Origin of the sequence: Pseudomonas paraglycinae (genome assembly GCF_021601625.1) — a bacterium.
In the GTDB taxonomy this organism is placed as follows: domain Bacteria; phylum Pseudomonadota; class Gammaproteobacteria; order Pseudomonadales; family Pseudomonadaceae; genus Aquipseudomonas; species Aquipseudomonas paraglycinae.
In genome coordinates, this window is the sequence record NZ_BQHR01000023.1 from 13,633 (window position 1) to 26,184 (window position 12,552).

A 12,552-nucleotide genomic window follows, 5' to 3' on the forward strand; every position below is an offset into this window, starting at 1 on the left:
TTGCTTCGCTGCACCTCCTCTCGATGCATGCGGCTGCGCCGCACGGTCGCTGCGCTCCCCCCCCCCCGGATCAATCCCTCCACTCAGCCTTCCGATGGGGCCGGCACGTCAAAAGCTTTTCTTGAGCTAACGCTCATCGTGTTCTGGATATGTGCCTCTTAAGCGTTGGTTTAGCTGTTTAAGTTGGATTTTTTCAATTGGGCGAATCCGGATTTTAATTTCTGGACGTTTCCTACTTGTTGTTCGGCTGCATCTGACGCGACAGATTTTTTTGTGCGAGGTACATATATACCGCAGTCCGTGGTTGTTATTTCCATACATTTCTCCAGGCGCCGGACGCAATGTTTGAATTTGTTTCCGGTTGTCGAGCACTGCATTTAATTCAAGGAGGAATGTATTTATGGCACGGCGTGGAATTGAGCTTCCAGCTTCAATCGTGAGGCCGGACAATCAAGATGTTTATGTGCACTACTTAGGTCTCGGTGATGGCTCCGGGCCGGCAATTGATTTTGCCCCCTTGGGGGAAATACTGGATATGGAAAATACCTACAAGGCATTTTCCGGAAGTTTACCTCAAATCCTTGAAGTTGAACTTGCCCAGGTCAGGGCTGGCGGTGATTCGAGTTCATTGCCTCCCTTGGACACGCTGGCGCGTGAGCTGCGTTTCCGGGATGCGCTGATCGCCAGAAAGTTTGGTGCGCTGATCGCGGCGAAGGACATTGCGATTCAGCGGTTTGGTCATGCGCAGGTCGAAACGTTTTTCAATGGCGGTCGGTTACCGCAGGTCAATCGGCGTGGCGGTAACGTCAGCGTTCGCCAGGCCTATAGCGAGTTGTTCAATGCCAAGTTGCTGGTAGAAGGCATCGGCCAGTTGAACAGTCAGTCCGCAACTGTCAGGAATGTAATCGCGGCTGTGCAGGTGCAAGAGGCTAATCGAATTGCACATGAGCAGGCGCGCATCGCTGCGCAGAATCAGGCTCGGCTTGTGGCCGAGGAACAGGCGCGTGTAGCTGCACAAGCGGCAGAAATCGCCCGGCTGGCGGCCGTTGATGAAGCTCGTCAAAAGGCTGAAGAGCAGGCGCGACGTGAAGCCGATGAGCATGCACGGCAACTGCTTGAGGATCGATTGCGCGACGCGGATCGGGCGCGCCGGGAGGCGCAAGCCTTCCATTTGCAGGGCGCTGCCTGGAATCCGCAACTTGTATTTTCGACGTCGACCGGGCCGGTTTCCATCCGCGAGAGCGCAAGGTCGAGATTGCGGGCGGCCATCCGTTCCGCGTCGGCCGGATTATCCGCTCTGGCCGCGGGCACGGTGTCGGGTTTGATGGTGGGTGTTGCAGCACTGGTTTACTCGCCCGCGCTGGGAAACGGTGAGCTGCCCAAGCGGTTTCTGGTCAGCGTGCCGTTGTCCGATCTGCTGTCCGGTCCCGTGCCAGACTTGGGTCAGCTCGCGGCTACCGGTGGTTCTCTGGATTTGCCCGTGCGTGTCAATTCCAGAGCTGGCGAGGGCGATCACACCGAGCTGCTGGTCATTCCAGTCGATGGCGTCAGGTTTCCCACCGGCGTGCCGGTGATTGCTGCCGTTCACAACCCGCAGGACAACACCTATCGCGCGACGACCACCGACATTCCATCAGAAACATTGGTATGGACGCCGTCAATTACGCCCGCTGACAGTTCGACTGTATTGCCCGTTCCCGAACCGGATCCTGCGCAATATACCGGCGGCGACATCGTCCCTGTCGAGGGGCGAATTGATCGTCATCCTGATCTGGGTGATTTTGATTTCAATGACTGGATTCTGGTTTTTCCACCGGATTCCGGCATCCCCCCGCAATACATCATGTTCCGGGATCCGCGAAACGATTCCGGGATTGCTTCCGGGTACGGAGAGCCAGTGGCGACGGGGTGGCTCGAGGCGGCTTCGCAAGGCAATGGTGCGGCGATTCCGGCGCAGATTGCAGAGCAATTGAGAGGTCGGCAGTTCAGCGATTTCAGGACGTTCAGAGAGTCCTTCTGGAAAGCAGTAGGGGCAGACTCCGAGCTCTCTTCACAATTTGGCAATACCAATAGAGAGCGGTTAATGCGCGGGCATTCTCCATTTACCATTCCTGGTGAGCAGGTAGGCGGTAATAAAGTTTATGAAATTCATCATCTGGATTTCATCAAGAATGGAGGTGCGGTCTACGATATGGATAACTTAAGATTGTTGACACCTAAGCAGCACGTGGAAGTTCATTCTGCTAGTGGAGGAGAAAGAAATGCATCGTAAACTCGAAGACTATACGGAGTCAGAGTTTCTTGAGCTTTTGAAAGGTCTCTGTTATGTAACCAGCTGCAGTGAAAGAGAATACATGGTCCTTGTTGAAAAGTTTGACGCTGCAGTGGATCACCCAAGGGGTAATGGAATTATTTATTATCCGCTGGATGGCGAAGATGATAGCCCTGAAGGAATACTCCAAACGCTGAAGAGCTGGCGTGCGGAGAACGGGATGCCCGGATTCAAAGGGTAAGCCCAAATCAAAGGACCCCAATCGAAGTGCATTCCGATTGGGGTTTATTCGGTAACTATTTTTCAGTCTCCACTCCACCGCCCGCCGTGATCACCTGCACATTCATCCTCGGCGTCGCCAGGTCCAGCCCGGCCTCGTCCAGATGCCGTTTCAGCGACAAATTGAACGCCCGTGAAACCTCCCACTGTTTGATCGGTGCGGTCTTGAACCTTGCGCGCAATATCGCGTTGCCGGATTCAAAGCTTTCCACGCCCTGAAATTCCAGTGGCGACCAGATGTTGCGTCGCTGCAGTGGGTCGGTGCGCATTTTCTGGCCGACGTCGCGCATCAGTTTGATGGCTTCGTCGATGCTCATGTTGAAGGGCACCGCCACGCGGAAAATCGCGTAGCCGAATTCGCGGGAGTAGTTTTTGATGCTTTTGATTTCGCTGAACGGGATGGTGTGGACGATGCCGTCGATGTCCCGCAGGCGTACGGTGCGGATGGTCAGGCCTTCGACGGTGCCCAGGTGGCCGCCGACGTCGACGTAGTCATCGATGGCCAGAGAGTCTTCGATGATGATGAACAGGCCGGTGATCAGGTCGGCTACGAGCGACTGGGCGCCGAAGCCGATGGCCAGGCCGATCACGCCGGCACCGGCCAGCAGGGGCGTGACGTTCATGCCCATGTTCGCCAGCGCGACGATCAGGGCGATGATGAAGATCGCCACGAACAGCACGTTGCGGATCAGCGGCATCATGGTTTGCGCGCGGGCGTTGGCCAGGCCTTTGCGAGAGCGGGTGAGGGCGTGGTGCACGGCGGTGTCGCTGAGGATCCAGATCAGCCAGGCGAAGATCAGCGTGCCGATCAAACTGAACAGTTTGACGCTGACGTCGTGGCCTTCGCCTTCGGTGAAGCCGATCAGCGACATGCCCCACACCCGCAGGCCGAGTTCGATGAAGGCCAGCCACACCAGCAAATGGGCGAGGGTGTAGAAGAAGCTTTTCAGGCGCTCGGAATACAGCGCGTGGCGTTTCGGCCCGCGTTGGGGTTTGAGGGCGTGGCGGCGGACGAGGCCGTTGATGACCATGCACAACACCAGCAGCACGGTGCAGATCAGCGACTGGCGCAAGGCGGTGCTGGTGTCGCCGGCGGAGACGAAGGTGGCGAACAGCGAAATACCCACCAGCACCAGCGCCGGGACGTACCAGAAGGTGCCGAGGATTTCGATGGTGTCGCTGAGGGCGCGGCGGGTCAGGCGGCGGGACAGGGGCTGGTTGCGGATCAGGTGGGCGATCGGTCGGCGGAAGCGCAGGATGAACAGGCCGGTCGACAGCGCCGCGAGGACATTGGCGACGGTGGCGGCGGTGTGGGCCAGGTGCACACCAAGGCCGGCCACCAGGCGCGGATCGCTCAGGGCTTCACCGAACGCGGCGAAGCTGCCGATCAGCCACAACGGCCGAAAGGCCTGGTGACGCAGGATGTACAGCGCGCGGTGCCGGTGCGGACCGTCGAGTACGGAGAAGGCGATCACGCAGATGGCCGAGAAACAGGTGCCGACCACCAGTGCGTAAGCCAGCACCATCGCCAGGCTTTTGCCCAGTGACGAGGGTAGTGCGTAGCTCATGTAGACCGTGATCACCAACGCGATCAGCCAGGGCCCGAGCTTGCGCAGGGCGAAGCGCAGCATGTCGAGGGCCCGGGGGTTTTGCGGCAGTTCTTCGGTCAGGCCGAAGCGCATGCGTACCCGGTGGCCGAGCCAGATCAGCGCGGCGGCGAGCAGGCTCCAGACCGCGAGGATCACGGCGAAGGCGAAGATGATCGGCAGCCATTCGCTGGCCGGCAGCATCAGGCCTTTAAGCTCGTCCTGGGCCATGTCGAATTCGGTGGACCAGCGATTGAGCGGGCTGTCGGCGCCGGTGAACTGTTTTTCGAAAGTGGCGAGGGTGCCGCCGATCAGTCCCAGCACACCTTCTTCGGGGCTGGCCTGGGCTTTTTTCGTGGCGTCGCGCAGTTTTTTCAGGTCGGTCAGCAACTGGGCGCGTTGCTTGTCGTTTTCCAGCGACTTGATGACTTCGTCCAGCGACTGGCCGAGCGGTTCCTGAGCCTCGGGCTGGGCCTTGCCGGAACCCGTGAGCAGTCCCGGCAGACCGGCAGCGTCGGCGGGCGCCGGCGACATCAGGGTCATCAGGCAGACGAGAAACAGGCAGGGCAGGGCAAAAAGACGAGCGAACACTAGGCGGTCAACCTCGCAAGGGGCGGATCGGGCGAGTGTACGAGCCCGCCAGATTCAATGCGAGCCGGGCGCGGATTTATTCGTTAAGTTTGGCGAGGATCTTGTAGACCACGGTGGCCAGGATCATCAGCATGCCGATCCACATGGCGAAGACACCGGCGTTCTTGTCACGGAAGTTGAAGCCGATGGCCAGCAGAATCATTCCGCACAGGATGGGAATGAGCATGGAGTGGAACGCAGACATCGAGATCATGGCGACAGCCTTGTCGAAGGGAATGATTCAAGTCTAGGTGGGTTTTCGATGGACGGTGCTGATGTGTATCAGAAATGAGCCGGTTTTACGGGCCGGGGGATCGCAGCTCCACGCTGCGATCCCGGCTGCTTGCTACGGCAATTCGCGACTGGCGTAGAACGCGCTCAGCACTTTGACCAGGTGGGCCAGGTCATGGCTGCCGCACAGTTCGCGGATCGAGTGCATGGCGAAGGTCGGCAGGCCGATGTCGACGGTGCGCACGCCCAGGTGGCTGGCGGTGATCGGGCCGATGGTCGAGCCGCAGCCCATGTCGCTGCGCACCACGAAGCTTTGCACCGGCACTTCTTCGGCCATGCACAGATGGCGGAAGAAACCGGCGGTTTCGCTGTTGGTGGCGTAGCGCTGGTTGCTGTTGACCTTGATCACCGGGCCGGCGTTGAGTTTCGGGCCGTGGTTGGCGTCGTGCTTCTCGGCGTAGTTCGGGTGCACGCCGTGGGCGTTGTCGGCCGAAACCAGCAGGGATTTCTGGATGGTGCGTACGAATTCGTCACCTTCCGGCAGCAGACGGCGCAGGGTCTGTTCCAGCATCGGGCCGTCGGCGCCACACGCCGAGCAGGAGCCGACTTCTTCGTGGTCGTTGCACACCAGCACGCAGGTTTCTTCGGTGTCGGTGGTCAGCAAGGCTTGCAGGCCGGCGTAGCACGACAGCAGGTTATCGAGGCGTGCGCCGGCGATGAAGTCGCCATGCAGGCCGATGACCGCAGCGCTCTGGGTATCGTAGAAACTCAGCTCGTAATCGAGCACCACGTCGGCGTTGAGGCCGTGTTCGCGAGCCAGTTGATCGGTGAGTACCGCGCGGAAGTCCACGCGCTCGTCACCGGCGAACTGCGCGAGAATCGGCGGCAGTTCGGTCTGGGCGTTGATGGCCCAGCCTTGGTTGGCTTCACGATTGAGGTGGATGGCCAGGTTGGGAATGATCGCGATCGGGGCCTTGAAGTCGATCAGCTGGCTCTCGACTTTGCCGTCGCGGCGGAAGGTGACGCGGCCGGCTAGCGACAGGTCGCGGTCGAACCACGGCGCCAACAGCGCGCCGCCGTAGACTTCGACACCGAGCTGCCAGAAGCCCTGGCGTTGCAGTTCAGGTTGTGGCTTGACCCGCAGGCACGGGCTATCGGTGTGGGCGCCGACCAGACGGATGCCGTCGTGCAGCGGCGAGTTGCGGCCCATCTTGATCGCGACAATCGAGGAATCGTTACGGGTGACGTAGTAACGACCATTGGCTTCGGTGTGCCAGGTTTCGCGCTCGTCGAGGCGCACATAACCGGCGGCCTCCAGGCGTTGAACAAGGCTGGCGGTGGCGTGGAACGGGGTAGGGGAGGCCTTGAGGAAGTCGATCAGGCCTTGGTTCAACTCTTCGCGCATAAGAAGCTCCAGACAGCAATGGGCGGGAGTTTAACGCATCACTCCGCCCCATTGGGACGTGGTTGCGCGGGTATTGTCAGGAGTGATGACCGATGCGCTTGTGCCCCACCCTTCATGACGGCCGATTTGCTGGTCACACACATGCTTCAAGGTGTTGCCTGGCAGGGTCTCAACCGGTGATCAGTCTGCCATTGAGGAAGACTTCACGGCGTTGCTTGCGACCGATGTCTTCATGCTTGCTCGACTGATAGACCGCTTCGAACTTGTCTCGAGATAAATCGGGCAGCGCACTGAGGTATTGATCGACCAGTTGATCGTAGGCGGCTTCGGTAATGAATTTGTAGACTTCCCGACGATAGAAAAAGCCCAGTTGAAAACCGAGTGTTTCACTCAAGTGCGCGGTCGGGCCGGCGAAGCAGTTTTCAAAGTCGATGGCTTTCAGTGGTCTGTGCGTTTGCTCGGGCACCATGATGTTGCCCACCCAGAAATCCATGTGAGTGATGTTTTTGCTGGCCAGCGAGCTGAGCAGTTGAAACGCGTCGAGGATGAAAGCTTCGATGTTCTGGGGATTGCGTCTGATGCACTGAGCGCCATCAATATGGCCTTCGAGCAGGTGTGTCAGAAGGAAAAATTCCTCGGTCAGGCCAAGCCTGCTGCGGGTATAGCCATAGCCCTTCAATGGCGGCATATCCACGCCCCGGCGCTGAGCTTCGAGGGAGTTCATCAACTCTTCGAGCGGCCAGTCGAAGCGCCCGTTGCGTTGCGGTTTGTTCAGGCTCACCCGCACCTTTGCCTTGAAAGTGTCCAATGGCTGGACCTTGGCAAAGAGCGGGGTTTCACACGAGGACAGCGGTGCGCTGGCCCGGGTCAGTTTGCGCGCGCGACGTTTTTTTATCAGCTGCTCGAGGGCCTCGCGCGCCGGGATGCTGGGTGGTTCGCTCAGGTGCAGGGTAGTGTTACCGAATGCATAGATGATTGGATATTCGGATTGGAGCGTTTTACTGCATAACACGGGAAAAGGCCTCCTGCCTGATGTCGAGGTGCCAAAATTTATAATTGATTACAATTTTATGACAGTTCTTTACGTCAATCTATTGCCGGTGGGATTTTGACAGGACAAAAAAAAGCCCTTCATCAGGAAGGGCTTTCAGAGGCAGACGCGATTCAGAAGGGTGCCGGGCATTCGAAGCGCAAACGCTCGCCGCTTTGCGGATGAGTGAAGCTGAGCATGCTCGCGTGCAGGCACAGGCGGGGCCACGCCGCCAAGGCTTGCTCGTGGGCGTAGAGGCCGTCACCGAGTAACGGGTGACCGATCGATAGCATGTGCACGCGCAACTGGTGCGAACGCCCGGTGATCGGCGTGAGCTCGACACGACACCAGTCGCCACAACGCTCCAGCACGCGCCAGAAGGTCAGGGCGTGCTTGCCGAGTTCGTGATCGACCACGTGGCGCGGTTTGGTCGGCGGGTCGTAGCGCAATGGCAGGTCGATGCTGCCGCTGTCCAGTTCCGGCTGACCCCAGCAGAGCGCAGTGTAGGCTTTCTCTGTTTCACGATCGTGAAACTGGCGCGACAGTTCGCGGTGGGTATCGGCGTCACGTGCGAGCAGAATGATCCCCGAGGTTTCCCAGTCCAGGCGATGGACGATACGCGCTTCCGGGTAGCCGTTTTCCTGCAGGCGGGTGATCAGGCAGTCCTTGTTGTCGTCGGCCCGGCCAGGGACGGAGAGCAACAGGGTGGGTTTGTTCACCACCAGTACGGCGGCGTCCTGATGAATGATTTGGACGTTGGACAACGGCATTAAAACAGCCTCGTAACAAATGCCAACGGCGGCTCAGGGCCCCTCCGGTGTCGGAAGGGCCCTGAGCCGCCGTCGTTCCTGCCGGATCGACTCAGCGATCTGGCAGGGTGATGTTGAGTTCCAGAATCGAGCAGCTGCCCTGGCTCTCCAGTGCCACGTGTACGTCGTCGTTGCCGATGTTGACGTATTTGCGGATCACTTCCACCAGTTCCTTCTGCAAGGATGGCAGGTAGTCAGGGGTGCTGCGCTGGCCACGTTCATGCGCCACGATGATCTGTAGACGCTCTTTCGCGACCGAGGCGGTACTTGGCTTTTTGTTGGCACGAAAGAAGTCAAAAAGGTTCATTACCTACCTCCAAACAGACGCTCGAAGAATCCCTTCTTCTCGACATTCAGGAACCGGTGTTCTTTTTCCTTGCCCAGCAGGCGATCAACGGTATCGCTGTAGGCCTGGCCGGCGTCGCTCTGATCATCGAGGATCACAGGTACGCCCTGGTTGGAGGCCTTGAGTACGGCCTGGGATTCCGGAATGACGCCCAACAGGCGTACGGCGAGGATTTCCTTGACGTCTTCGACGCCGAGCATTTCGCCTTTTTCGACGCGCTCCGGGTGGTAGCGGGTGATCAGCAGGTGTTCCTGGATCGGCTCTTCGCCACGTTCGGCGCGACGGGACTTGCTGGCCAGCAGGCCGAGCATGCGGTCCGAGTCACGTACCGATGACACTTCCGGGTTGGTCACGACGATCGCTTCGTCAGCGAAGTACATGGCCAGGTGGGCGCCTTTCTCGATGCCGGCAGGGGAGTCGCAGACCACGAACTCGAATTGTTCCTTGAGCTCCATCAGGACTTTTTCCACGCCTTCGACGGTCAGTGCGTCTTTGTCGCGGGTCTGGCTGGCGGCCAGCACATAGAGGTTTTCCAGGCGCTTGTCTTTGATCAGGGCCTGTTGCAGGTTGGCTTCGCCGTTCACGACGTTGACGAAGTCATACACCACGCGGCGCTCGCAACCCATGATCAGGTCAAGGTTACGCAAGCCCACGTCGAAGTCGACGATCACTGTTTTGTGGCCGCGCAGAGCGAGGCCGGTACCGATAGCGGCGCTGGTGGTGGTCTTACCCACACCACCCTTGCCGGATGTAACCACGAGAATCTTGGCCAAGGTGTTTCACCCCTAAGGAAGAAGGACTGTTCAGCCCCTGAAAAACATCTCTAGAAAACTACTGCAGTCGGACAGCCTTGGCTGGAATTCGGCTTTTGGCCTTTTTCCTACTTCGTTTGAGCCGTTTTCGCTACGTTTTAGAGATGCTTGGAAAATGCGGCAGTATCCGTTAAAGCCGAATGATGTTCAACACGTCGCCCGACAGGCTGACCTGTACGCCCGAGCCCCACATCGGATCGCGACGCAGGTCCTCGGAAACCTTGTAATGGCCTGCGATGGAGATCAGTTCAGCGCTCAATTGCTGACAGAAGATCCGCGCCTTGGTGTCGCCCTTGACCCCGGCCAGCGCACGACCGCGCATCGGGCCGTATACATGGATGTTGCCATCGGCGAGAAGTTCCGCCCCCGGGCTGACCGAGGAAACCACGACCAGATCGCCACCTTGTGCATATATCTGTTGGCCACCACGTACTGGCGTGGTGATGACGCGGGTCGGTTTGACGGCTGGCTCCGGTGGTTTTTCCGGCTTCTTCGGTGCGACGGGTTCGGCGCTTTCCAGCGGTCGTTCGCGGGCGCCGGACGGCGGTAGCACCGGGATGTCGATGGCGATGGCGGCGGCGATGTCTTCGATGCGGCTGGCGCGGATCGCCAGGGTGCGCAGGCCGTGCTGGCGGCACACGCGCATCAGGCCCGGCAGGTCGACGGCGCCTTCGCTTGGCGGCAGTTTGTCCAGCGCCAGAACCAGCGGCGCGTTGCTGAAGAAATTCGGTGCCTGGGCGACTTTGGCGGCCAGTTGCCGATCGAGGCTGTCCAGGTTATTGCGGGACAGCTCCAGCACCGTAATGGCGAGCATGCTGCCCTTCAGCTGGAACACGGGATCTTGGTCTAGCGGTTCGGTTTGGCTCATGTCGGCATACAACGGCTTGTCACTAAAAGTGCCGAGACTTATAACGAGAACGCCCGCAGGCCGCAAGCCGGGTCGAACGATGTAGAATGCGCGGCCACTGTATTTACGGAAGCTTTAATGGATCGCCCGCGTTTTCGAAAAGCATTTCTTGCCCCACGCTTCTGGCCGCTCTGGTGCGGCCTCGGGCTGTTGTGGCTGATCGTGCAGCTGCCGTATCCAGCCTTGCTGGCCATCGGTCGTTTTCTTGGTGCCCTGATGTATCGCTTCGCCGGCGACCGGCGGCGCATTGCCAAGCGCAATCTGGAACTGTGTTTCCCGGAAAAGTCCGCCGCCGAACGCAAGCGTCTGCTCAAGGAAAACTTCGCGTCCACCGGCATCGCCTTCTTTGAAATGGCGATGAGCTGGTGGTGGTCGCGTCAGCGCCTGGCGAAACTGGCTCATGTCGAAGGTCTTGAGCACCTGCAAAAGGCCCAGCGCGAAGGCAAGGGCGTGATTCTGATGGCGGTGCATTTCACCACCCTGGAAATCGGCGCAGCGCTGCTCGGCCAGCAACACACCATCGACGGCATGTACCGCGAACACAAGAACCCGTTGTTCGACTTCGTCCAGCGTCAGGGCCGCGAGCGGCACAACCTCGATTCGCTGGCGGTGGAACGTGACGACGTGCGCGGCATGCTCAAGCTGCTGCGCGCGGGCCGGGCGATCTGGTACGCACCGGATCAGGACTACGGCGCCAAGCAAAGCATTTTCGTGCCGCTGTTCGGGATTCAGGCCGCGACGGTCACCGCCACCAGCAAGTTCGCCCGGTTGGGCAAGGCACTGGTGGTGCCGTTCACTCAGGAGCGTCTGGCCGACGGCAGCGGTTATCGTCTGGTGATTCATCCGCCGCTGGAAGGTTTCCCGGGCGAGACCGAAGAGGAAGATTGCATCCGCATCAATCAGTGGGTCGAAGGCGTGTTGCGTGAGTGCCCCGAGCAATACCTGTGGGCACACCGGCGCTTCAAGAGCCGGCCACCGGGTGAGCCGAAGCTGTACGCCAAACGCGGTTGATTGACCCATCCCCATAAGCACCACGGAGCGTTGCGATGAGCCCAGCTGAACCGGTCACAGGTTTGATTCTTTCCGGCGGCGGGGCTCGGGCGGCGTATCAGGTGGGGGTTCTGGCGGCGATTGCCGAATTGCTGCCGTTGGGGGCGGACAATCCGTTTCCGGTGATTGTCGGCACGTCGGCCGGGGCGATCAACGCGGTCAGCCTGGCCAGCGGTGCCACGGATTTTCGCGCCGCCATCGAACGCCTGACGCTGTTCTGGCAAGGCTTTCGCAGCCATCGCGTGTTGCGCAGCGACTGGCCGGGGGTGATCCGCCAGGCCAGTCGTTTCGTCAGTCACAGTCTGTTGGGCATGGGCCGGCAAATGCCGGTGGCGCTGCTCGACAGTTCGCCGCTGCGTCATCTGCTCAACGAAAAACTGCATCTGCCCGGCATCGCCGAGTCCATCGCGCGCAAGCAACTGCACGCGGTGGCGGTGACGGCGTTCGGCTACGAGTCGGGGCAGGCGGTGACCTTCTACGAGGGCGGCGGGACTATTGACTCCTGGCTGCGTCATCGGCGCATCGGTGTACCGACGCAGTTGGCGGTGGAGCACTTGCTGGCCAGTTCGGCGATCCCGCTGTTGTTCGCGCCGGTGAAGATCGGCGATGAATATTTCGGTGATGGCGCGGTGCGGCAGTCGGCACCGATCAGCCCGGCACTGCACCTGGGCGCGAGTCGGGTGCTGGTGGTGGGCGTCAGCGGCAACCCGCGCGGTTTCGATCCGGCGCAACCGCTGGAACGCACCTACACCGGGCAGCAGCCGACGCTGGCGCAGATCGGCGGGCACATGCTCAACAGTACGTTCATTGATAGCCTGGAAAGCGATATCGAGTTGCTTCAGCGCCTGAACCAGTTCAGTCATCTGATGCCCGAAGGCACGCCGACCCGCGCGCTGGGTGTGGCGCCGGTGGAAGTGCTGGTGATCTCGCCGAGTCAGCCGATCGATGAAATCGCGGCGCGGCATCGCCAGGAACTGCCGGCGGCGTTGCGGTTGTTTCTGCGTGGGCCGGGAGCGACCAAGACGAGCGGGGCAGGGGTGTTGAGTTACTTGCTGTTCGAGGCGGGGTATTGCAGTGAATTGATCGACCTTGGACGGCGCGATGCCTTGGCCAAGCGCGATGAGCTGTGCCGGTTTCTCGGGATTGGCGAGGCGCTGGTTCCGGCTTGAGATTAGTGGTGCGGCAATCGCCAGCA

At 59.9% G+C, this 12,552-nt stretch carries 12 protein-coding genes; 4 read left to right on the top strand and 8 right to left on the bottom strand.

Features of this window, described 5'->3' with window-relative positions; genetic code table 11:
- The first annotated feature begins 400 nt into the window (after window positions 1-400).
- Both L6D82_RS25820 and L6D82_RS25825 read left to right on the top strand, forming a co-directional pair.
- Complete coding sequence (locus L6D82_RS25820) at window positions 401-2,272, top strand: S-type pyocin domain-containing protein (RefSeq protein WP_236191923.1); 1,872 nt, start codon at window positions 401-403, stop codon at window positions 2,270-2,272.
- Window positions 2,262-2,513, top strand: coding sequence for a bacteriocin immunity protein (locus L6D82_RS25825; protein ID WP_102718285.1), 252 nt, complete (start codon window positions 2,262-2,264; stop codon window positions 2,511-2,513). Before L6D82_RS25820 ends, L6D82_RS25825 begins: the two co-directional genes overlap by 11 nt.
- A gap of 55 nt (window positions 2,514-2,568) precedes the next feature.
- On the opposite strand, the gene L6D82_RS25830 is transcribed toward L6D82_RS25825, so the two are convergent.
- The 8 genes from L6D82_RS25830 to minC all read right to left on the bottom strand — a co-directional run bounded on the left by L6D82_RS25830 (window position 2,569) and on the right by minC (window position 10,268).
- Window positions 2,569-4,728, bottom strand: coding sequence for a mechanosensitive ion channel family protein (locus L6D82_RS25830; protein ID WP_236191924.1), 2,160 nt, complete (start codon window positions 4,726-4,728; stop codon window positions 2,569-2,571).
- A gap of 76 nt (window positions 4,729-4,804) precedes the next feature.
- A complete protein-coding gene (locus L6D82_RS25835) occupies window positions 4,805-4,981 on the bottom strand; it encodes a hypothetical protein (RefSeq protein ID WP_007960078.1) in 177 nt (58 codons plus the stop codon).
- Between the two features lie 132 nt (window positions 4,982-5,113).
- Window positions 5,114-6,403: a M18 family aminopeptidase gene (locus L6D82_RS25840; RefSeq protein WP_236191925.1), complete on the bottom strand. Its 1,290-nt coding sequence runs from the start codon at window positions 6,401-6,403 to the stop codon at window positions 5,114-5,116.
- A gap of 169 nt (window positions 6,404-6,572) precedes the next feature.
- On the bottom strand, window positions 6,573-7,415 hold the full coding sequence (locus tag L6D82_RS25845) for a protein kinase family protein (protein ID WP_085748488.1): 843 nt from the start codon (window positions 7,413-7,415) through the stop codon (window positions 6,573-6,575).
- Between the two features lie 152 nt (window positions 7,416-7,567).
- Window positions 7,568-8,203: an RluA family pseudouridine synthase gene (locus L6D82_RS25850; RefSeq protein WP_007960072.1), complete on the bottom strand. Its 636-nt coding sequence runs from the start codon at window positions 8,201-8,203 to the stop codon at window positions 7,568-7,570.
- 91 nt (window positions 8,204-8,294) lie between these two features.
- Window positions 8,295-8,549, bottom strand: a complete 255-nt coding sequence (minE, locus tag L6D82_RS25855) for a cell division topological specificity factor MinE (protein ID WP_007960071.1) — start codon at window positions 8,547-8,549, stop codon at window positions 8,295-8,297.
- Window positions 8,549-9,361, bottom strand: a complete 813-nt coding sequence (minD, locus tag L6D82_RS25860) for a septum site-determining protein MinD (protein ID WP_007960065.1) — start codon at window positions 9,359-9,361, stop codon at window positions 8,549-8,551. Before minD ends, minE begins: the two co-directional genes overlap by 1 nt.
- Before the next feature lie 169 nt (window positions 9,362-9,530).
- Window positions 9,531-10,268: a septum site-determining protein MinC gene (gene minC, locus L6D82_RS25865; RefSeq protein WP_102688301.1), complete on the bottom strand. Its 738-nt coding sequence runs from the start codon at window positions 10,266-10,268 to the stop codon at window positions 9,531-9,533.
- Window positions 10,269-10,385: 117 nt separating this feature from the next.
- Here minC and L6D82_RS25870 point away from each other — a divergent pair, with 117 nt between their 5' ends.
- Together L6D82_RS25870 and L6D82_RS25875 are read left to right on the top strand one after the other, a co-directional pair.
- Window positions 10,386-11,318: a lipid A biosynthesis lauroyl acyltransferase gene (locus L6D82_RS25870; protein ID WP_007960061.1), complete on the top strand. Its 933-nt coding sequence runs from the start codon at window positions 10,386-10,388 to the stop codon at window positions 11,316-11,318.
- A gap of 35 nt (window positions 11,319-11,353) precedes the next feature.
- Window positions 11,354-12,526: a patatin-like phospholipase family protein gene (locus L6D82_RS25875; protein ID WP_085748490.1), complete on the top strand. Its 1,173-nt coding sequence runs from the start codon at window positions 11,354-11,356 to the stop codon at window positions 12,524-12,526.
- Window positions 12,527-12,552: the final 26 nt, after the last annotated feature.

What these genes read in the sequence shown, in the direction of transcription:
- L6D82_RS25820 (WP_236191923.1), top strand. Translation starts at nt 401, where the DNA reads ATGGCACGGCGTGGAATTGAGCTTCCAGCTTCAATCGTGAGGCCGGAC.
- L6D82_RS25825 (WP_102718285.1), top strand. Translation starts at nt 2,262, where the DNA reads ATGCATCGTAAACTCGAAGACTATACGGAGTCAGAGTTTCTTGAGCTT.
- L6D82_RS25835 (WP_007960078.1), bottom strand. Translation starts at nt 4,981, where the DNA reads ATGATCTCGATGTCTGCGTTCCACTCCATGCTCATTCCCATCCTGTGC.
- L6D82_RS25840 (WP_236191925.1), bottom strand. Translation starts at nt 6,403, where the DNA reads ATGCGCGAAGAGTTGAACCAAGGCCTGATCGACTTCCTCAAGGCCTCC.
- L6D82_RS25850 (WP_007960072.1), bottom strand. Translation starts at nt 8,203, where the DNA reads ATGCCGTTGTCCAACGTCCAAATCATTCATCAGGACGCCGCCGTACTG.
- minE (WP_007960071.1), bottom strand. Translation starts at nt 8,549, where the DNA reads ATGAACCTTTTTGACTTCTTTCGTGCCAACAAAAAGCCAAGTACCGCC.
- minC (WP_102688301.1), bottom strand. Translation starts at nt 10,268, where the DNA reads ATGAGCCAAACCGAACCGCTAGACCAAGATCCCGTGTTCCAGCTGAAG.
- L6D82_RS25870 (WP_007960061.1), top strand. Translation starts at nt 10,386, where the DNA reads ATGGATCGCCCGCGTTTTCGAAAAGCATTTCTTGCCCCACGCTTCTGG.
- L6D82_RS25875 (WP_085748490.1), top strand. Translation starts at nt 11,354, where the DNA reads ATGAGCCCAGCTGAACCGGTCACAGGTTTGATTCTTTCCGGCGGCGGG.